The 22,393-nt window shown below is 36.4% G+C and carries 14 protein-coding genes; 4 read left to right on the top strand and 10 right to left on the bottom strand.

The features are described from left to right. Window positions 1-14 precede the first annotated feature (14 nt). Window positions 15-1,655: an ATP-binding protein gene (locus ACQ76T_RS13085; protein ID WP_431343764.1), complete on the bottom strand. Its 1,641-nt coding sequence runs from the start codon at window positions 1,653-1,655 to the stop codon at window positions 15-17. Window positions 1,656-1,703: 48 nt separating this feature from the next. Next, the gene (locus tag ACQ76T_RS13080) at window positions 1,704-1,895 is read right to left on the bottom strand and encodes a hypothetical protein (protein ID WP_431343763.1); all 192 of its coding nucleotides are present in this window, start codon (window positions 1,893-1,895) and stop codon (window positions 1,704-1,706) included. Window positions 1,896-2,277: 382 nt separating this feature from the next. Here ACQ76T_RS13080 and ACQ76T_RS13075 point away from each other — a divergent pair, with 382 nt between their 5' ends. Both ACQ76T_RS13075 and ACQ76T_RS13070 read left to right on the top strand, forming a co-directional pair. Further along, on the top strand, window positions 2,278-3,135 hold the full coding sequence (locus ACQ76T_RS13075) for a hypothetical protein (protein ID WP_431343762.1): 858 nt from the start codon (window positions 2,278-2,280) through the stop codon (window positions 3,133-3,135). A gap of 58 nt (window positions 3,136-3,193) precedes the next feature. Then, the gene (locus tag ACQ76T_RS13070) at window positions 3,194-5,002 is read left to right on the top strand and encodes a metallophosphoesterase family protein (RefSeq protein WP_431343761.1); all 1,809 of its coding nucleotides are present in this window, start codon (window positions 3,194-3,196) and stop codon (window positions 5,000-5,002) included. Between the two features lie 63 nt (window positions 5,003-5,065). On the opposite strand, the gene ACQ76T_RS13065 is transcribed toward ACQ76T_RS13070, so the two are convergent. Then, complete coding sequence (locus ACQ76T_RS13065; protein ID WP_431343760.1) at window positions 5,066-6,130, bottom strand: phosphatidylinositol-specific phospholipase C1-like protein; 1,065 nt, start codon at window positions 6,128-6,130, stop codon at window positions 5,066-5,068. A gap of 333 nt (window positions 6,131-6,463) precedes the next feature. Between ACQ76T_RS13065 and ACQ76T_RS13060 the strand changes: the two genes are divergently transcribed. Together ACQ76T_RS13060 and ACQ76T_RS13055 are read left to right on the top strand one after the other, a co-directional pair. After that, the gene (locus ACQ76T_RS13060) at window positions 6,464-9,508 is read left to right on the top strand and encodes a SusC/RagA family TonB-linked outer membrane protein (RefSeq protein ID WP_431343759.1); all 3,045 of its coding nucleotides are present in this window, start codon (window positions 6,464-6,466) and stop codon (window positions 9,506-9,508) included. A gap of 18 nt (window positions 9,509-9,526) precedes the next feature. After that, window positions 9,527-11,287: a RagB/SusD family nutrient uptake outer membrane protein gene (locus tag ACQ76T_RS13055; RefSeq protein ID WP_431343758.1), complete on the top strand. Its 1,761-nt coding sequence runs from the start codon at window positions 9,527-9,529 to the stop codon at window positions 11,285-11,287. Window positions 11,288-11,376: 89 nt separating this feature from the next. Here ACQ76T_RS13055 and msrA read toward each other — a convergent pair whose 3' ends face one another. The 7 genes from msrA to ACQ76T_RS13020 all read right to left on the bottom strand — a co-directional run bounded on the left by msrA (window position 11,377) and on the right by ACQ76T_RS13020 (window position 22,281). After that, window positions 11,377-11,931 (bottom strand): peptide-methionine (S)-S-oxide reductase MsrA, encoded by a 555-nt coding sequence (gene msrA, locus ACQ76T_RS13050; protein ID WP_431343757.1) that lies wholly within the window; start codon window positions 11,929-11,931, stop codon window positions 11,377-11,379. A 293-nt stretch (window positions 11,932-12,224) separates the two neighbouring features. Then, the gene (locus ACQ76T_RS13045; protein ID WP_431343756.1) at window positions 12,225-13,193 is read right to left on the bottom strand and encodes an ROK family protein; all 969 of its coding nucleotides are present in this window, start codon (window positions 13,191-13,193) and stop codon (window positions 12,225-12,227) included. A 79-nt stretch (window positions 13,194-13,272) separates the two neighbouring features. Then, complete coding sequence (locus ACQ76T_RS13040) at window positions 13,273-14,484, bottom strand: PepSY-associated TM helix domain-containing protein (RefSeq protein WP_431343755.1); 1,212 nt, start codon at window positions 14,482-14,484, stop codon at window positions 13,273-13,275. Window positions 14,485-14,535: 51 nt separating this feature from the next. Then, complete coding sequence (locus tag ACQ76T_RS13035; protein WP_431343754.1) at window positions 14,536-16,650, bottom strand: TonB-dependent receptor; 2,115 nt, start codon at window positions 16,648-16,650, stop codon at window positions 14,536-14,538. After that, window positions 16,650-17,849 carry a PepSY-associated TM helix domain-containing protein gene (locus ACQ76T_RS13030; protein WP_431343753.1) on the bottom strand — a complete coding sequence of 400 codons (1,200 nt, stop codon included), beginning with the start codon at window positions 17,847-17,849 and terminating at the stop codon, window positions 16,650-16,652. Before ACQ76T_RS13030 ends, ACQ76T_RS13035 begins: the two co-directional genes overlap by 1 nt. A gap of 43 nt (window positions 17,850-17,892) precedes the next feature. Further along, a complete protein-coding gene (locus ACQ76T_RS13025) occupies window positions 17,893-20,073 on the bottom strand; it encodes a TonB-dependent siderophore receptor (protein WP_431343752.1) in 2,181 nt (726 codons plus the stop codon). A gap of 27 nt (window positions 20,074-20,100) precedes the next feature. Then, a complete protein-coding gene (locus ACQ76T_RS13020; protein WP_431343751.1) occupies window positions 20,101-22,281 on the bottom strand; it encodes a TonB-dependent siderophore receptor in 2,181 nt (726 codons plus the stop codon). Window positions 22,282-22,393: the final 112 nt, after the last annotated feature.

Below are 22,393 nucleotides of genomic sequence, written 5' to 3'. Positions count from 1 at the left end.
TTTTCTTCTATTTTTTATGCGGGGAAAGAGATATATACCTTCAATCCCTTTTCGGTTTGAGTATCAAAAGTAATTTTTCCATGAATTTTTTCAATACGGGAAACCGTATTTGATAATCCGTTGTTATAGGAAATATCCCCTTGAATACCTACGCCATCATCTGTGTATTGAATATGTATTACATTATCTTTTCTTTCAAATTTGAATGCAACACGGCTAGCCTGGCTATGCTTTTTCATATTTACCAACAGCTCACGGATCACCTGAAACAATTCATCTTTAGCAGAACTGCTTACACCATCCCATATATTTTTTGAATTTCCTGCAAGGAAAGTGTGAACCTCATCACTTTTGAAAGAACTTATCAAAGTGGAAACTTTTATATCAAAATCCAAAGTGTCACTAGTATCTTCCTTTTCATAGGAAATGTCTCTGGATTTTTCATACACAAACTCCAACTCGTCAAGCGCTTCATCTTTGTCAAAATCAGATTGGTTTTCAATCTTTGTCATTACCTGATAAATACCATTGGCAACCACGTCATGAACTTTTTTAGACATTTTAAGCTGGGTGTTTTTTACTTCCAGTTCCTTTTCTTGTTTTAATTGTATCTGCCTTTTTCGGTACCAGCCTATAATGATAATGGCCAGAATTAAAGCTATTATTAATAACAAGATATTAATTTGTTTTTGAGAATTGTCAGCTTTTAGCCTTTGATTGTCTATTTCTTTCTTTTCACTATCATATTTTATGTAGGCAAATCGATTCCTATTGTCGTTTTTGTAATTCTGAATACTGTCAGAAAGATTTTTATACTGTTTGAAATTTTTTCTTGAATTAATAGGATTGTCAACTAATGAAATTTTTTCTATAGCTTCTAGTCGGTCATCAGGGCTTTTTAATTTTTTTGCTACCTCGAGCATTTTTTGAGCATAATATAATGATATAGCAGGATTATTTTCCTGATTAATTTCGGCCAAATGAGAATAGCTCGAATTAGCACCCCAATAATCATTATTTTTTAACTTGAGGTTTAATAATTCTTCGAACTTCGATTGAAAAGAAGAAGTTTGATTTTGCAGCCATTGAGTATATACAATGTTTTCTTTAATTCTGTTTTTTAAATTGATATCTTTTACCTGGGAAAGATCTATATTTTGTAATGTCTTTAAAGCTGAAGAATATTTCTTTTGCCTATATTCAGAAGCCCCTTTGTTGTTCAGCATATCAAATTTGTCTTTTTGAGAAGTATTTTTTTCAGAAAGACCTTTATTATACCATTCTTCAGCAGATGCATATTCTTTTTGCGCATATTTTATATCACCAAGGGTATTATATGCGGAATAAAGACTTTCGTCCCCTTCTTTCATAAAGTTGAGAGCATCTACTAGAGTGGTTTCTGCTCCAAATATATCTCCGGTATACTTTTGGGCTATGGCCTGGCAGATGAGACTTTTAGAAATATTGGAAGAATCTCTTGTTTTATAATAATAATTTAAAGCTTTTTGAAACTTTCTGTAGGCTTCAATATTATCCTTAAGAAGAAGCTGGGCCCCTTCATCATATAATTTATCAGCCTCAGGGGCATTATGAATTGCTGTTTTTTGTTCACAGGCAATAAAAAGCAAAAGAATAAATAATAGATATCGTATCATTTGACTAAAATAAAAAAAACCGCTCTAATAAAGAACGGTTTTAATTTCCTATTTTTTAGGTGGCAGAACAGGACCTGTATCTCCTCCAGTATCATCTGGTGCTGTAGAACCTCCCGGGTCTAAAGGACCATTCATTGTATGTATTGTAATAGGAGTTGGGTTGTTATCGTTGGTAGTTGTTGTATTGGCATTATTGTTTGAGAATGCTAAAGCGAATAGCATTAAAAAAAATTCTAACATAGTTCAAAAAATTTATTGTTAAAGCATTCGTACTCTTCCCTGCGAAACCGATCGCAGACAGTGTTATACGGTTAAAAAAAATTGAAGCGCTTCTAAATTTTTTGGGAAGTGAACCTTCAAAAACGGAGGAGAAACATCTGCTTCCCAACCCGGAGTTTTCCTCCGTTTTATCTGGTGATTTTTAAAATCAGTTTTGTAAATTTGTTTTAATTGTTTGTTTATCACTGATTTTGATATGGCAAAGATGAGGAAGAAAGGAGAGCAAGGGTTAGACAAGTTATAGACATCGATGGACAAAAAATGGACATGGATTTGTTACGGAAATCCGTAATGCGACATGGAAGAAAATCATCTATTTTGTAATTGCCTTTAAAAACTAATTATGTCCAAGAGAAAACTATTAATCAATGAGGTATTTGATCAAGCAAAGAAAGAATCTGGAAAAACATCTAAAAGCGGATTGGCTCTTTACTTAAAAGTTCACCTTGAAAGTTTTAAAATCTTTTTTGATGAAAAGACATTTAGCCGATATTATGATGCTTTTGTATTAGGAATTAAAAAAGAAATAAATCTAGATACTGATACTCTTAATAAATTAAGCCAATATGTTGGCTATGATAGTTTTAAAGAATATATTCCAACTTTCGAAAAGAAAATTGAAACTGAAGAAGAAAACACGACTTCTATTAAGTTCCTTTTAGATGGTGAAGAGGTTTCTGTGCCTGAAAAAATTTTTAATATCATAATTAAAATAACCAACAATCCTAATTTTAATGTTCCGGATTTCATGAAAAAGAATGGGTTGGGAGTATTAGAGTTTGTTTTTGTTGCAATGCTTGTTACAGGGGGTGTTGTTTTTTCAAACCCTTCATCTAACAAAAACACATTAGGTTTAATGTCTTTTATGAGTCCGAGTCAAAAATATATGTATTGGAATGGAGAGCAGTTTATTGAGACAGATAGCAATAATATAGGGCCAGAGTTTGATGTGATTGCAAAGGATGAATATAAGTTCAAATACTTAAAAAAAATAACAAGAAAAGATACAATGACTGTTGAAAATTCTCTTGGAAGAACATGGTATTCAAAATATAATGGTGATGTGGAATTTTTTACAAGTGATGGTGTTGATCCAGGAAATAGAAGGGAGTTAAGAAAATCAACCTCACTTATTATAAAAAAATATGCAGGAAAAAAAGCAGACTCAATCCAAGCTGCAAAGCAACTTCCTTCACAATAATTTAAAACTCAATTAAAACAATTCTCCATCTATTCCCTTAATTTCGTTTTATTTTAAGATGAATAAAGGAATATTGTCATTTTTGCTTTTCAGTTTCTCTCTATTGGCAGCTCAGCAAAAACCTGTAAAAATTGCTTTTCTTTCCGATGTGCATTTTCAGGATTTGTATGGAAGTTTTTCAGATCATGATTTTAAAGGAATTGTAAATCCTAAAACCGGAAAGCCAACTATTTTGAGAACCATGGATTCTCAGCTGCATTCCACAAGAATTTTCAATGAAAACTATTTTGCGTTTCTGAAAGCATTAGATGATATAGCAACAAAAGGAATAAAAATTGTTGCGATGCCTGGGGATTTTTCAGATGATGGTCAGGCCTATAACCTCCGTGGACTGTATAAAATTCTGGAACAATATCATCAGAAATATGGGATCAACTTTTACCTAACAACGGGAAACCACGATCCAGTTGGTCCATTTCGAAATGAAGGAGGAAAAGATGATTTTTTAGGAAAAGACGGAAGCCCATTAGGAATTTATAGTAAAGATGGCCTTGGAAAAGCACGAGATAAGATCATTACCAAAGACATTGCGGAATCTGGCTATCTTGAAATTCTGAGTGAATTAAAAGATTTCGGTTTCTATCCCAAAAAACGAGATCTGTTTTGGAGTACACCGTTTGATCTTACACCATTTACCAATTATTCTTACAAAAAAGCCTTGCCGTCTGCAGATTACTCCAAAAGGATGTATGAAGTTGAAAAAGGGTTCAATGTTCCAGATTTAAGCTATGTTGTTGAACCTGTGAGTGGTGTGTGGATGGTTGCTATAGACGGAAATACCTATATTCCGAAAAAACTTAATGATAAGCCTGAAAATCCTTCCAATTATAAAGGCGCAAGTATTGGTTATAATAATGTGCTGACCCACAAGCAGCATCTCATACAATGGATAAAAAGGCTGGCTCAGGATGCTAAAACAAACCATAAAACTTTGATTGCCTTTACCCATTATCCGATGATTGATTTTAATGATGGAGCGACAAAAGAAATTAAAGGCTTACTGGGAGAAAAAAAGTGGCAGCTGGAAAGAGTTCCAGAGGAAGAAGTAGCAAAAGCATTTGCCGAAGCAGGTTTGCAGGTTCATTTTGCAGGACATATGCACATTAATGATACAGGAATAAGAAATTTTGGAGATAAGTTTTTGGTCAATGTTCAGGTTCCTTCATTGGCAGCTTATCTGCCAGGATATAAAGTGTTGACGATTCACTCGCCTGAAAAGATGGAAGTTCAGACAGAAATTCTGAATACCGTTCCCCGTTTCGACGAATTGTTCCCTTTATACGAAAAAGAACATGAGACTTTAGAAAAAGATACTCGCAAAATATTGTGGAATAAAGACATTTTAAAGACAAAATCTTATCACGACTTTATGCTTTTTCATTTAAAAGAACTGGTTCGTTTAAGAATGATTCCAGATGATTGGCCAGCCGATTTTATCAAAAAAGGAGAGAAGCTCAATGGCGAGGATATACTATTTTTATCACAAAGTTTGAATGTTGAAAATGCTCAACATACTCTTCAACAAAAAGAAATCCACTCAGAATCATTCAGAAAATGGAATTTTGATGATCTGTTGCTGGATCTTTACAAATTTCAGTCTGCAGACGAGCTTGCAAGAAAAGATATTCCAAAAGAAAGATTGGAGCAGTATCAACTGTTGGAGAAAGAGTTCGAAAAGAATACTATTCAGGATCCTTTTATTATTCAATGGAAATCTTTATTTAGAATATTGTCATTACTTTCTTCGGGAGATCCGAGTGATCATTTTGAGATCAATTTACAGTCAAAATCAATCAAAAGATTATAAAAAAGAGAAAGGCTATCCCAATAAAGATTACCCTTCTCTCAAAAAATCTAACTGTAGAAATATTTATTTTCCTGTTACAGGGTTCTTCCTTTCATAAGTATTGTTATCGAAACTAATTTTATAACTGGATTTGAATAATTGACTTGGGTAATAATAATCGGTAGTAATAATCTGCGCACCGCTTTCCTTTGCCTTTTCAAACCTTGAATAATCTTCATTTCTAGCTTCCATCGTGTCTGCATCTGCTCTTGTGCGGATGATATACCCTTTCTGTACAAGTTCTTTTATCTTCGAATTATCCTGAGGCTCGTTCATGAATAAGACTGCAGATTCTGGAGTTCCGGGAATAGAATTTGTAAAGATCATTCTTCCTTTCAGTGAAGGATGGTCTTTAGCATACAAATCTCTGTTCTCGCTGTTATTATCCAGTACAAAAAGAAATTTTCCTCTTGCATCTTTCACTTTTGGCCAGTTTTTGTGGAGAACAGCCTCGTTCAAAGTTGAATAGTTTCCACGAATATCATCAGGGGTAATAATCTTATTCTTTCCAAGGAATTTTTTCAGTTCTTGATCCAGATCATCAAAAAGTTTTTGAGTGAAATGTTCCGGTTCAGTTCCGAACGGGTTGGCTTTTCCATCTTTAGGCTCAAGAGTGATAAAAACGGGAATATGATCAGGATGCAGATCCGACCATTTTTTCAGATCCTTAAGACAATCTTCCAATGTATAATACCATGTTTGATAATCAATATCAGTAATATGGATCATTTTATAACCGGGTTTGGTCATTTTCTTTTCAGGATCAAAAGGTTCGGACGTTTTTACCAAGTCCAGAATTTTAGGATGTGCATATTTTCCTCCTTTACTGTCAGCATACACATCAATTTCCAGGTTTCTCAATCCAAGGTCCAGCTGTTTTGGAATAGGAATATGTTCATATTGAATTTTAGGTAAAGAATTCTGAGAATCTTTCTGTGATAAGTAGTTATAAACCTCTGGAAGAATAGCCTTTTTATAAGAATTGTGAGAGCCGATTACCTGAATTTCATTGATTTTTAACGGGTCAAGAGCTTGAGACCAGAATAAGTTTGATGATAAGTATATACCAAGAAAAATCACCTTTTTCATTTCATAAGAATTTGTAATGGCGAAATTAATAGGTCTTTCTCTCTTAAAGATTACATATTATGTTAAGTGTTTTTTAAAATTTTGTGAATGGTAAAAAAATATTTAATTATAAATAGTTGGTATATAGATAATTATTTATTATCCCAAAATGAGATATTTATGTTTTGTTGATCTTAACATAATATTATGTTAAAATGAAATTGTGGTAGATCCTTTTACTTTGTATGCCGAAATAAAACTAACAGTTGCCTGAAAAGAAAACCACCGTTGCGGGAACAACAGTGGCTTTTGAAATAAGCAATGTAACGTCTTGCAATTACTTTACTTATTGATATGTACCACAAAATTAATTTTTTTACGTTTAAAAAGTTAATTCCTATTGCATTATTTTTTTTAGTAGCCAATCAGGCTGATGCAAAAGGACTTACTTCAAACTATCCTGTCTATTCGCAGGTGAATGAAACAATTTCCGGAAATGTAACGGATCAGGATGGTCTTCCGTTGGAAGGAGCGAAAATTACTGTTGTAGAAACAGGGGATACCGCCACTGCCGACGCATCCGGAAACTTTAGTATTTCGGCAAACATCGGGCAAACCCTGTCTGTTTCTTATGAGGGGTATGCCATACAAATGGTTAAAATCTCAAGTACATCAGTTTCTGTAAAATTACAGTCCAAAAAAGGATCAACTTCTATTGAAGAGGTTACCTTAGTAGGATATGGTACCCAGAAAAAATCTGATTTAACGGGAGCAGTAAGCCAACTGAAAGCAGAAAACTTTAAAGAAGGAATGAACATTTCTGTGGATAACCTGATGCAGGGGAAAATAGCAGGGGTTCGTATCGTTCAGACAAGTGGAGAACCTGGAGCGGGGGTGAATGTTTCCATCAGAGGAATCGGTTCCATTAGAAGTGGAAGTACGCCATTATTTGTTGTAGACGGTGTTCCTTTGAATAACGATCCTGTGAGTGCACAGAGCCCGAATGTAGGATTGGGAAATACTACAGCAAAAAACCCATTAAACTTTTTGAATACGAGTGATATTGAATCTATCACAGTTTTGAAAGATGCTTCCGCAGCAGCTATTTATGGAGCAAGAGGATCAAATGGTGTTGTCTTGGTAACGACAAAAAGAGGAAAGAAAGGAGAACCTATGTTCACCTATGATACTTACTTGGGTTTTTCTTCTGTGATTAAAAAATTAGACCTGATGACGGCCGATGAGTATAGGGCAGCAGGTATTGATAAGTCTTATGACCATGGCGGAAATACAGACTGGCAAAATGAGATCTATAGAAATGCCGTTTCATCCAATCATGCCGTTTCGTTCTCCAAAGCTACAGATACAGGAAACTACTTTGCTTCCCTTTCTCACATGGATCAGGATGGTATTGTATTGAACAGCAGCTTTAAAAGAACCACCGCTCGTTTAAATGCCGAGGAATCGTTCTTTGATAATAAAAGATTGAAGATTAAGCTGAATCTTACAGCAAGTGATATCAGAGAAACAGGAATTCCCAATGGAGGAAACGCAGGATCTGATGGCCAGCTTATTATCCATGCACTAATGGCAAATCCTACACGCTCCGTGTACGATGCCAACGGAAATTATACCAACTTCAACATGAATGCTCATTACAATCCTTTGTATTTGTTGAGCGTTTATCAGGATAAAACTAACACTTTCAGAGTATTAGGGAACACAGAAGCAACCTTGAGAATTCTACCGGGATTGAATTATAAATTTAACTTAGGTGTAGACAGAAGTATATCAGAAAGAAATACAACTATGTTCCCGAATATTACAGACAGAAGTCCGAAAGGAATCTATTCTCAGGCGAATCTGGATTCTTATAATATTCTTTTGGAGCATTATCTGACTTATGATTTTAATTTGAACAGACATAACTTTAGTGTATTAGGAGGGTTTTCTTACCAGAAATTTAAAGCTACGGCCACTTATCTTGGAGTAAGAAACTTCGTGGATCAGGGAACTGGGATTTCACCGGAAATCAATCCGGGATACTCAGGAGATGTATTTATTCCACAACCTGGAACTTCTCAAGAAAATGAATTGCAGTCTTACTTCGGAAGGGTAAATTATAACTTTGATAAAAAATATTTCTTAACCGCTTCCTTAAGGGCTGATGGTTCTACCCGTTTTGGAGATAACAACAAATATGGATATTTCCCATCTGTAGCAGCAGGCTGGACTATCTCAAAAGAAAATTTCCTGAAAGACGTTTCATTTATCAATGAATTAAAATTAAGAGGGAGCTGGGGAGAAACCGGAAATCAGGAAGTACTTAATAAAATTACAAAAGCTAGTTACTTATTATCACAATCTGCCGGATATTATCTGTATGATAACCTAAACCTGATCAACGGTGTTCAGGTAGTAAGAACACCTAATGCTAATTTGAAATGGGAAGTAGTGGCGCAAACCAATATAGGTTTAGATTTCAGCTTCTTGAAAAACAAAGTATACGGTTCCTTAGAATACTATAATAAGACCACGAAAAACCCAATATTATTCATTCCTTCAACTCCATTAAGCCCTACAGATTACGTTTGGTTAAATGCTAATGGAAAAATCGTTAATAAAGGTTTTGAATTCTCTTTAGGTGCAGAAATCATCAAGACAGAAAACTTCACATGGAATTTTGATGTCAACGGGGCTACAGTCAATAATGTTGTAAAAGACCTTCCGGTTTCTGGTATTAATTCAGGAGAAGTTTCCGGACCAGGGCTTTCCGGAGTTACAGCCAATATATACAGAAATGGCTACGAGGCAGGATCATTCTATTTATATAACTACTTAGGAGTGGATGCCAACGGAAAATATATCTATGAAGACCTGAACGGTGACGGAAAGATTGATGCCAACGACAGAAAGATCTTTGAAGGAGCGATTCCAAATTTCACTTTCGGGATCAATTCTTATATGAAATACAAAAGGTTTGATTTTGCATTCTCTTTCATTGGACAGACAGGAGGTTACCTGGTAAATAATACGGCTTTAGATTTAAATATCAACAATTTGGCTTCAGACAGAAACGTTTTGAAGAAGTATTATGATTCAGGAGCAAGCTTTGCCAACCAGCCACAATTATCTTCTTTATATCTTGAAAAATCAGATTTTATCCGCCTAAGCAATGTAAGATTAGGATATACTTTTGACATGAACCAATTGAAGTTTTTAAAGAGTATCAATCTTTATGTAAGTGCACAGAATCTATTTACAATTACCAACTATTCAGGGTACGATCCACTTGTTGACACCAATAAGCAAGTACAGGGGAACCAATCTTTGGGAATTGATTATACAACCTATCCGTCCGCGAAAACTTTCATTTTGGGAGCTACTATTAAATTTTAATTTAAGTTAAAAGAAATCATGAAGTCTAAATTTTTAAATATTAATACAATCTTTTTGTCCATCGCAGTAATGTCTTTAGTTGGATGTACAAATCTGGATGAAAAAGTGATTGATGAGGTAATGGGAACCGAAAACGCGGATCCTGAAGCTTCTCTTGCTGCAGCCTACGGACAGCTTGGAGACGGAACCTTTGTAGATCACGGAAGTGTGTTTGCTTTACAGGAATATTCTACTGATGAAGCTCTCTTAGCAACCAGAGGTAGTGACTGGGGAGATGGTGGAAAATGGAGAGCAATGCATGAATTTACCTGGGATGCCAATAATGATGTTGTAAAAACTACCTGGAACCAATTGAACTCAGGAATTACGAAATCTATATTTGCAATCGGAAGTATCAACAAAAGTAACGGCAACAATAAGGCCTTGTTTTTAGCAGAAGCAAAAGGATTATTAGCATTTTACACCTATACAACAATCGATTTATATGGGCAGGCTCCTTACAGAAATCCGGATAATTTGAATGCTCCTATTGTTATCAGAAGAGCAGACACTACCATAGATGAGCTAATTACCGAAGTTGAAGGTCTTATTCCCAACTTAGCAGATATTAAAACTCAGAATACCCATGCAGGAAGATTTACAAAGCAGGCGGCTTATGCATTATTGGCAGATATGTACCTTAACAGAGCAGTGCTGAAGAACAAAACAGGAAGTAATTTCAACTTTAAAGAGCAGGCTATAAGTGGAGGAGGAACCGATATGGATAAGGTAATCAAGTATTCTGATATGCTGATTAATGGAGGCCTGTTCAGCTTGGAGTCTAATTATTTCCACAACTTTGATATCAATAATGATACAAGTAAGGAAATGATCTTTACCATTGTTCAGAAGAAGAATTCCAACAGAAATGCAGATAATGACCTTGCCTATATGTCTATGGAGAGAAGCCAGAAGCCGTCTCCTGATAACAGAGGAACCAATGCTTCATGTGTTACTCCGGAATTCTATTATTCATGGAATGGAAATCACGATGATCCACGCTTTCAGAGAACGTATCAGTACGAGGATGGAACATGGTTCAGAAATGACGGGACTGATGTAAGTGTACCGTCAACCAGCAAAGTAGAAGGAACAGGGAAACCTTGGTTCCATTTCAACAGAGGATTACAGGTGGGGCAGCAGTATGGTCCTAAAATTCTTTCAAACGGTAACTTCGATCTTACTCCAGACGGAAGAATAAAAGTTTACAAACTGTTTACCGAAAAGAATACCACTCTTGCGGCTGATTTCACTCCGGAGCTGAATTTTGATAATCCTTCGGAAGCGGTATTTACACAGGCTCAAATCAACAGAGGAGTGAGAAACTTCAAATTTGAATTCGACCCTGGTTACGGAAACAACGGAACAAGCGGTATGGATGTTCCTTTGTACAGATTAGGAACAATCTATATGATGAGAGCTGAAGCATTTTTCAGAAACGGAAACATATCAGCAGCCTTGTCAGATGTCAATAAGCTAAGAACAAGCAGAACCAATGATGCTTTAAAAGGTAATGCTCCGGGTGTGGCTCTTGCTTCTCTGGATGCGAATACATTATTTAAAGAATCCGGATACGAATTGTATTGGGAAATGTACAGAAGAAAGGCAATGATCAGATTCGAAAAATTTGATCTTCCGGGAACAGCCAAGCCTGCAACCCAGCCTTACAGAAGAATATTCCCGATTCCTCAGTCTACTATTGACGCTTCTAAAGATTTCTCACAGAACCCAGGCTATTAGCCTTCTTCATATAAAATGATTTTTTTTGCGCAAACAAAAGCGAAGAGATTTTTTCTCCTCGCTTTTGTTATTTTTAGTCGGTATAGAAATTATTCTGCATTCAACATTCCCAGTTCTCCGAAATGTTTTTTGAATTTCTGAATTTTTGGCCCTACCACAGCACTGCAATACGGTTGGGTAGGATTGTCATTATAATACCCTTGGTGATATTGTTCTGCTGGCCAGAAGGTCTCAAATTGAGTTAATTCCGTTACATAGGTTCCCTGCCATCTTCCAGATGCCTGAGATACTTTGATGGCTTCTTCAGCTTTTGCTTTTTCAGCATCATCTTTATAATAAATAACAGAACGGTATTGAGTTCCTATATCATTTCCCTGTCGGTTTAGCTGAGTAGGATCGTGAAGGAAAAAGAAAACATCCATAAGTTGCTCATAAGAAATGATAGCAGGATCATAAGTGATCTGAACCACTTCCGCATGTCCCGTTTCTCCTGTACAGACTTCCTGATAGGTGGGGCTATCTTTATGCCCTCCCGAGTATCCTGAGATCGCAGACTGTACCCCTTTCAGTAGGTTAAAGCAGCTTTCCACACACCAGAAACATCCGCCACCGAAAGTAATTTGCTCTAAATTATTATTATCCATTCTAAGGTTGATTATTTTTTATTTAAAATTTTGTTTTTTCCAATTCTGTAAAGGGGAAAAAGACAATCAAAATTATGAAAAACTTTTTCATTTAAACATAACTTTGACCTCTTAAACACAAATTGTGATGATAGATGTGACAAATCATTTTAAATACGAGTAACATGTAAGTTATGACGCATTATTCCACGAAGATATATAACCCAATCATTTGTGGAGAAATCTGTGCAATCTGTGGTAAAAAAGAAAAGCACCCTAAAAAAGGATGCTTATATTACTAAAAAATAGTTCAGTTATTTTTCCCAAACCAAAGCACTTGCTCCAAGAATAGCAGCATCAGCTTCATCCAGTTCGCTGAAAACCAATTTTACTTTATTTCTGAAAATAGGAAGAAGGTTTCTCTCCATATGAAGTTTCGCAGGTTTTAAGATAAAATCTCCGGCCTTAATAACTCCTCCAAATAAAAGAATAGCCTGTGGAGAAGAGAACATGACAAAATTAGCCAATGCTTCACCCAGTTTCTGACCTGTATATCTGAAAACCTCAATAGCAATAGGATCCTCCTTAATGGCACATTCGTACACTGTTTTAGAATTGATCTCGTCTTCAGGATATTGGTTCAGCATAGATTCCGGGAATTCAGCCCTCATCTTCTTTGCGGTAATGGTAATTCCTGTTGCGGATGCATAGGCCTCAAGACTTCCCTCAGAACCTGTACTCCAGTGCTTTCTTCCGCCTGGTTTTACAATCGTATGACCTAATTCTCCGGCAAACCCGTCGTGTCCATAGATTAAACTTCCGTTGGCAATAATTCCGCTGCCTACTCCAGTTCCCAGTGTAATCATGATAAAATCCTTCATTCCTCTGGCAGCTCCGAAAAGCATTTCTCCAAGGGCAGCAGCATTGGCATCATTGGTAACAGTACAAGGAAGGTTGAACTTTGCCGTCATCAGTTCCGCAAAAGGAATTACTCCTTTCCATGGAAGGTTGGGTGCCAGTTCAATGGTTCCTTTATAATAGTTGGCGTTCGGTGCTCCTACTCCGATTCCGTCAAAGTGTGCTTCAGAGCCATATTTTTCCATCATAGGATAAACATGTTCATATAAAGCATCAATGAAATCCTCCACTTTTTCATAAGCATCGGTTCTCAGATTTCCTTTATCCAGAACTTCTCCACGGTGATTTACAATTCCGAACTTCGTATTGGTTCCGCCGATGTCAATTCCAAGGGCAACTTGTTTTGATAAATCTATTAATGACATTTCTATTATTAAATTCTAGAGGCTAAAATTATAAAAAAGATTGTATTAATGGATTATTAACTGTGTTTTATTTAAGATTTTAAACTGTTTTTACTGTTTTTTTCTTTTTTCTTCCCCACCATATCATAAATCCGGTAACCGGAAGAGAAGCACAGATAATACTTACAATGAAAGCGATTATCTTTGTAGGAAGGCCCAGAATAGCTCCTACGTGAATATCGTAATTGGCATTTACTACCTTTTCACCAAAATTTTTATCCTTAGGGTCATGGGTATGTAACAGTTCCCCCGAATTTTCATCAAAAATAAGACTGCTGCTTTTGTGGTAAGAGTAAGAAAGATGTTTCACATATACCTCGAAGTTAGGATGTTCATGATCATCCATATGCTCATGGCCAAGATCTATGGCAAAACCGTAAGAGTCCGGGTATTTTTGCTCTACAGTACTGATGATTTTATCTAAAGTTCCTTCTGTTCTTACTTCAACAGGAGCTTTTGTTTTGATGTGTGAAAAGTCCGGATATTTTGTTTCTCCACCGGAAAATATAACATAAATCATCGCCTGAACGACAAAAAATGCATAGAATAATCCTGTAATAGAGAAGATTAAAGCAAAGATAGATGCATAAAAACCTAAGACATTATGAAGATCATAATTTTTTCTCTTCCAGCTTTTGATATTCTTCCACTTAAATCCTAAACGTTGCTTTCTTGCTGCCTTATTTTTGGGCCACCATAAAACGATTCCCGTAATCAGCATGATGACGAAAATGATCACCGGTATTCCGACAACGTAAGTTCCCCAATCCTGTTTCAGAAGGAAACTCCAGTGAATCATCTTAACAATATTGAAGAAACCGTTTTTTTCATCATAAACTCTTAAAACCTTTCCTGTGTAAGGATTTACGTAGGCCTGTTTATAAATAGGAAATTCATCAAAATAGTTCCACCCTTTCGTATTGTGCTCGTACCAGAAGAACATATAAGACATCTTCTTATCGATAGGAACATTTACCCAGTGAATAGGATACTTCTCTTTCACCTGCTCTGCAACGGATTTTTCCATTACTCGGATGGGAAGAACCTGTTTTTGGTCGATATTCTGTTCGTGATGGTAAATTACATCCTTACGGGTTACATTTTCCACCTCGTCTTTGAAAACATATAATGCTCCCGTTATAGAGATGATGAAGATCAGAAATCCAATTCCCAATCCGAACCACAAATGCAGTTTGGCAGACCACTTTTTAAAGAATCCAGGTTTGTTTTTATGATGATGTTTTTTCTTCATAAGACAGGTAAAAGTAAAGCAAATATATGCTTTACTTTTTATTTAGTTTAATTAAAATTTATATTCAATCATGAAAGTCCCTCTCATTCCCAGCGCGTTAATATAGTCGCTATCTCTTGCAGACCACCATGCAATAGAGGGTTGGTAGGTTCTGTTCAGAAGGTTTTCAATCCCTAAAGACAGCCTCCAGTTTTTGTTGACTTCATAACTTGATTTAAAATTGAAAACAGTATAATCAGGAACATAACCTTCGCCATAAGCATACAAGCCTGTTTTGGCATTAGGATCAAATCTGTTCTGTTTGAAAGAATGAAGCATATCGATTCCTATAGATAATGCAGGAATAGGTCTTCCTTGAACATAAGCAAGTACTTTCGGCGCTGAAATTCTGCTGTTGTTGATTTTTGTAGAGTAATCTCCGTCGTCTTTTACAGAAGTGATTCCTTCCATCCAGCTATAGCTTCCTCCAAACTGAATCCATTTTACCGGGGTAAAGTGTAAAAATCCTTCTACTCCGTATACAATTTCAGGTGATCTTTGGATCATCAAAGCTCTGTCCGGGCTTTGTACAAAGGATGCTCCCAGTTTGGATGTACTTACATAAGAAGTTAGTTCATAGTTTAACCAGCTTGAAAGTTGCCCGGTAGCTCCCAATTCATAATTGTTTACAATAATGGGCTTGGTTTCAAGGCTTTTGATAGTTTCAGAAGTTGAGGTTCTCAGAATTCTTCCCAGCTCATTGATAGAGTAAGCTTGTGAAAAGCTTCCGAAAAGATTGATGTAAGGCTCAATATTATAACGAATTCCAAGGTTGGCTACCAGTGCGTTGTAACTTAATTTTCCTCCCTCAACAGGAATGCTTTTGGTGAAAGTTCCGTCACTTTTTATCACCGATAGCGTATTGAAGTCGTCTACGCTTACTTTGATGTTTTCATAGCGAAGTCCTCCCTTGATGGTGATTTTTTTGAACAGATCAATTTTTGCCAATAAGAAAGGGGCAATATTGGTCATGGTCATATTCGGAGTCCAGAATCTTCCGTCTTCCAGTTTTTGAACCGTGTTATCATTCAAGATATCAGCTCCATAGATGATTTCTCCCTGAGAGTTGGCAGAGTTCCAAAGTTGAGTGTCAAAATTGAATCTCGCTCCCATTTTTTTAGAAATAACATTAGATTGACCACCATTGAAGAAGGTATCGCTGTATCCGTAAACGGTTTTAAAATCCTGATAGTAAAGATTGATATTTAAAGAAGTTCCGGCAAAAAGATTTTTATTGTCGTAACTTACCCGAATGTTGTGGTTTTTAGGAGTTCCCTGTGGAGTGGTTTCCAATCCTTTTCCCAATCCTTCTCCGATAGTAGGGGTAATTCCGTATTTACCGGTTTTTAATCCTACATTAAGATCAGATCTTGAAGAATATCCAATGTAAGATGCTTCAACTCTTTGGTTTTCGTTGATGTCGTACCCAAGTTTCAGCATTCCGTTGTAATTATCCATCTTGGCAGTGCTGTAGGTGGGGCTTAAAAGAACACCATCTGCATCTTTCATATAGCCGGTTCTTTCATACGCCAGGGAAAGGGTATAATCAAACTTTTTAATTTTACCTGATAAAAGCTGGCTGGCTCTTATTCCAAGAGTTCCACCGTAAGGCTGTCCTGTGAGGCCAATCTGCGAAATCCCGGAGATGCTTTTATCTGTTTTGCTTTTTTTTGTAATATAGTTGATGATTCCACCATCTGCACCGTTTCCGTAGATGGAAGATGCCCCTTTTATCACTTCCACTCTTTCTATAGCAGAAGGATCGATCACTCTTAAGTCTCTGGCTCCGTTACGAAGTGGGGTAGACTGAGGAATACCATCAATCAAAACCAAAACCTGACGCCCTCTTAGAGTCTGTCCGGTGTTGGACGTTTGTCCGGAATTGGTTCCTAAACTTGGCACGGTATATTGTAGAATGCTTGTAATATCGGAGTTGACCGTCAGCTGAGACTGGATCTGCTTTTCACCTACGATGGTAATAGAGCTTGGCACCTCTTTTATATTTTCCTTTTTTCTTGAAGCAGTCATTACTACTTCCTCAACAGTTTTGGTCTGTAATGTATCTTTAACCTGAGCGGCAACCGTAATCGTTCCAAGGCAGGCAGCTGATAGAATCGCTTTTTTCATTATATATTCTTTCCTTTTTTCTTTCTTTTTCCCCACCAGATCAGAAATCCGGTTACAGGAAGTGAGGTGCAGATAAGCCCGGCAATGAACCATAGTATTTTTCCAAACAGTCCGAAGTAAGAACCTGTATGAATATCATAATTGGCATTGGCGTATTTTTCCGCGTTGTTGAGTTTGTGATGAGGTTTATTGGCCAGTAGTTTTCCTGAATATTTATCAAAGGTCAAAAGATTTCTCTCGCTGAATCTTCCTTCCTGTCCATAGATGGTTACCGGGAGATTTTTAAGCTCTTTTCCTTTTTTATTTTTTCCGTTTAAAGAAATTCTGAAGCTGGATGAACCTGCGTACAGTTTTTCTGTTTGTGAAGCTGCAAGATCAAAAATAGCTTCGTTTTTCACCATCAATGAATCCGGGGATTTCATTTCCTTTTCCTTTGGAAGTTCCATAGATCCGGATAATGCCAGATTAAAAGTGTTTTTCACATAAGGATAGGCAAAGTAAATCCCTGTAAGACTAAGCAGTAAGGCAATAAATGATGCATAGAAGCCCAATATATTGTGGAGATCATAATTTTTACGTTTCCACGTTTTTACATTCTCCCAACTGAACCATAGGCGGCCTTTTCTTGCATTTTTGTTTTTTGGCCACCATAGAATAATCCCGGTGATGAGCATGAAAATGAAAAGAACAGTCGGTATCCCTACAACATATTTTCCCCAATCAGAGTTCAGAAGAAGCCCCCAGTGAATGTATTTTAAAATATTGAAGAAATCATACTTTTCGTTATAAACGGCAAGAATTTCTCCTGTATATTGATTAACATAGACCTGTTTGTTGATCAGGACTTCCTGGAAATAGTTCCATCCTTTTTTATTCTTCTCGTAATACTGAAATCGGTAAGATTTGTTTTTATCTAAAGGAATTTCAACTGACGTAATGGGATATTTCTCGTTCAGTTCCAGAGATACTTTTTCACGAAGCAGATTGATGGATAGAGGTTTGGTTTCAGGAGTACCGTTCTTTACATAAATAGCTTCTTTGCGAAGGCTATTCTGAACTTCATCCTTAAAAACATATAAAGTCCCTGTAAGAGAGACTATAAAAACAATAAGGCCAACGGACAAACCAAACCACAGATGCAGTTTGGCAGACCATTTTTTAGTAAAAGAAACTTTCTTTTTATGATGCTTTTTCTTCATAGCAAAAAGTTAACCCCCTTTTGAGGGCTAACCTTTGAATTTTTTAAAATTTATATCCGATTGATAATCTCCAGTTACGCGGTGCATTGTAAATCCAAGCGTATTCGCCGGCATCTCCTCTGTAACCGCTGTAAAGTGATCTGTTAAGAACATTGTTTAGCATTACATTAACATCGAATTTTTTGGCAACGTAAGAAACTCCGAAGTTGGTGTCAAAATAATCCGGAAGACTTTGATCCTTTTCAGCATTTACTCCATACCAAGATTGTCTTCCTCCCTGATATTGATATCCTGCAGAGATTCCGAAACCTTTCATTAGCCCATTTTCAAATCTGTAATTGATCCATGTATTTTGAACATTCTTTGCATTCCCCGGAGACTGAATTCCAATGTTGGCAGGTTTGGTGTCTTTAATGGTTTGAGCATCAGTATAAGCATAGTTGATGATAATATTCAACCCTCTGATGATTTCTCCCTTGATGTCAGTTTCAAAACCTCTTGCTCTCTGTTCTCCCGTAGCAACCTGAAAAGCCACTCCATTGTTTTCTGCGGTTGGCCCAGACACAAGTATATTTTTTCTTCTGATTTCATATACGGCAAAAGTCGAGTTCCATTTTCCACCAAACCAGTCTTTTTTCAATCCGAATTCAATATTTTGTCCTCTGAAAGGATCTGTAATTCGTGTATTATTGATCCCTGTTGCGGATTGTGGAACAAAGGTTTTATCATAAATCCCGTAAGCGGAGAAGTTTTCATTAATGGAATAACTTACTCCTACTCTTGGCGTAAATTCTCCCGCTTTATCTGGTACAATAGGGGTTCCCGGGCTAAGATTAGGATATGCAGAATATGTTTTACCACTTGTATATCTTCCTGCTAATGTCACTCTCAATTTGTTATCAAACATTTCAATCTGATCCTGAGCATAATATGAAGTATATTTTACCCCTTGATCGTTGTAGAAAGGTGCATTTTTATTTAAAGTATAAAAATCGGCTGAAGGTAACCGTGAAGGGTCTACTCCGTACTGAACATTATAGATGTCAATTGGGAATAGCATTGTTTCTTTTCCATCTACAATTTTTGAATAAGAAGAAAAGTCAGCTTCGTATTTTCTATCTCCATAATCAAACCCTGCAATAATTTTATGAACAATATTTCCTGTATTGAGGCTTCCTCTTACATAGGTTTGGAAAATGTGGTTTTTTCCTACTGCTTGCCAGTTGCTTAAGTTTCTGTTTAGTACATTTTTATTAGCCGAATCAAATGTTCCCCACCATGAACCTCCGTCATAATTAAGATCCATATACGCATATTGTGTACTCCAAACCCAGTCTTTAAACAGCTTTTGATCTAAGCTTAAGAATAAACTCTGATCTTTTACTTCCGTTTTTTTGAAGTTAGGATCATTAAAGTTGGTGTGTACGTTCAGTGAAGCATATCCGTCGTTAGACATCAGGTAAGCTCCTGGCTGATTGAATTTTAAGTACTGATAGTTATATTGTGCGGTGAATGTCGTTGTTTTTGTAGGTCTGAAAGTAATAGACGGCGCAATGATAATTTTACCTGTCTTGTCATTTTCTACCCATGATTTGTTGGAGCTTCCCATTAAGTTGAGACGGTAGTCCAGAACCCCGTCTTTTATAAGAACCCCATCAAGATCTGCCTCTCCTCGGAAAAGGTTATAGCTTCCTGTTGTAAAACGTACGCTATTGGCAAATTTTCCTGTAGGTTTTTTGGTGACAACGTTATAAAATCCAGCAGGATCTCCCATAGAGCCCATAAATCCAGCGGGACCTTTTACAAATTCTATCCTGTCAATAATAGAAGCATCAGGATTAATAGGTCCCCAGGTAGAAGAAACATTCATTCCGTTCATGAAAGTAGCGATACTGGCCCCTCTCATAAATACGTTGGAATATACATTATCCCAGTGTTCCACTTTTCTTGCTCCACTTACGTTACGAACAATACCTTCAGACATATTGAGTGTGATCTGATCTGCAAGAACCTGAGAACTTACAGACTGCACATTCTGAGGAAGCTCAAGAATAGGAGTCTGAATTCTTAAAGATCCCGAAACCTCATTCAGTTTATATTTCTGATAATACCTTCCGTTAACAACTACTTCTTCAATATCGTTGGATTTGATAGTGTCTTTTTTTTCCTGAGCAAAACTTAACACGGATGTTAATAAGGCAGCTCCTATTGTTATTCTTTTCATTGTTTATAAGGGGAAATTCGAACAGTTTTAAAATTTATAAGTAACAGATCCCAGGATATTGATCAACTTCTGAGGATTGGCTGTGGTATATCCTATCCAGTAATGTTGGCTTGTGAAGTTGTCTACTTTAGCTCCGATTCTGAATTTTTTTGTATCATAGAAAGCATTAGCGTTCATCACAAAATACTTTGGAAGAGTGAATGTTTCTACTTTGGATGTAACAGTACTGATCTGATTGAAAATTTTATTCGCATTTGCAAAGTTTCCTCCAACTCCGAAACCAAGTCCTTTTAAGACTCCGTCCACAAACTGGTAGCTTGCATTAAAGTTGGCCAACCAGGGAGAACCTGCTGTAGCGGGACGTAAACCAGTGGCCATATCTTTGGTATCATTATAAGAAAGGCCTCCTATTAATGAAAATCCTTTAATTAAGTAAGCATTTACCTCTAGTTCCACTCCTTTGCTTTGGATTTCTCCTGCCTGTGTTTGTACAGATTTACCTGCTCCTGAGAACTCACCTGTAGCTAACAGCATATTTTTAACTCTGATATCGTAGTAGCTTACAGAAGCATTAATTTTTCCATTGATCAGATTGGCCTTAAAACCTCCTTCGAACTGATTGGCTCTTTCCGGATCAGATAAAGCAAGTCCTCCTGCCACATTTGTGGTATAATATCCATTACTCTTAAAACTGTTTTGATAGTTTCCGAAGATTGAGAATTTATCTTTTATAATCTGATACACCAATCCTGCTTTTGGAGACCATGCAGACTGGTTGTATGCATCTACAGGAGACATAAAATAGCTGCCTTCTTTAGCATTATTATTTTCATAACGAAGGCCTAAAACAATATTAAGCCCGGAAATAGGAGTAAAGACGTTGGAAATATATCCACTGTAAGTATTAAGATCAGCGTCCACATCAAAATGGCCAATTTTGTTAGGGTCGTTATATAATGCACCCAGAGTAGTTCCGTTAAAACCTGAATAATCGGCACCATTGGCTGCTACACTGTCATAGTTGCCGCTGGCCAGGTAAATATATCTGGATCTGTCTTTCGTTTTAAGATAATCAAAACCTACAACAGTTCTGTTTCTCATTCCGTTTTTGAAAGTATAGTCAAAATTGAAGTTCTGTTGTATCTGAAAATATGATTTTCTGCTATCTCTTGTAGCCTGGTCATTTCTGTCAACAAGAAGATTGTTGTTTGCATCTACTCTTGCTGCAAAGTAAGGTCCGAAGCCATCAGAATAACTACTTGAAGTATTTACGTTTGTTGATGATTTGATGTGATCATTAATTTTATAATTGATCTGACCGAAAATATTATTGACTCTTGCTGTTGTATAAAGACCATCTCCAATATAAGATTCTTTATAGTTAAGTCCTTTCTTTTCAAGATCTTTCATATTATCAATTCCTCCAAGATTTCCAGGAGTCAGATAGAAAAAGAAGGGCTCACCTACAGCTCTTGTATTGAACATTTCATATTCAACATTAAACTGAAGTTTATCACTTGCATTATACGTTAATGACGGGGCAAAAGCAAAATAAGTGTTTTTTGCATCGGTTTTCTGGAAAGTACCTTCGTTGGTATAGGCTGTATTGATTCTGAAAAGAAGTTTGTTATCTTTTGTAAGAGGTGCATTTACATCAGCTTGAGCTCTATAGGTATTATAGCTTCCTCCGAACAGGCTTACTTGCCCTGCGAAATTCTCAAAAGGTCTTTTTGTAATTCTGTTTACTAAACCTCCGTAAGAGGCAACATTACTTCCGTATAAAGTTCCGGAAGGCCCTTTTAACACTTCAATTCTTTCGATATTCACAGCATCAATGGTGGTTGTAACCGGAGATACTAAACCGTTTCTTAAAGAGTTATTGGAGGGGAATCCTCTTAAAACAATAAAAGAGCCTCCATCTCCGGCTCTGCTTGTTGCACTCCACATTTGCTGTATACCTGTAACGTTTCTGTAGGCATCATCAACTGTAAAGATATTTTGATTTTCTAATACCGATTTGTTGATAGAGGAAAAAACCTGTGGATCTTCAATTGCTTTTAAAGGCATTTTATTTGAATAATCACTATCTTTCTTGACGTAGGTGTTAATAATTACTTCATCAATATTTCTGGTGTTTACAGAATCCTTCTTCTGAGCCAACATTAATATAGAACTTAACGTTGACGCACAGATCAGTACATTTTTCATGAAAGTCAAATTTTCTGCAAATATATTATTTTTAACTATTCTAAATAAATAATTAAATTGATATTTATCATAAATTTGTTATACCATAAATAAGAAAAACCCGCTACAGTCT

Source organism: Chryseobacterium sp. JK1 (assembly GCF_050632815.1).
In the GTDB taxonomy this organism is placed as follows: Bacteria; Bacteroidota; Bacteroidia; order Flavobacteriales; family Weeksellaceae; genus Chryseobacterium.
This window is presented reverse-complemented; position numbering and strand designations above follow the sequence as displayed.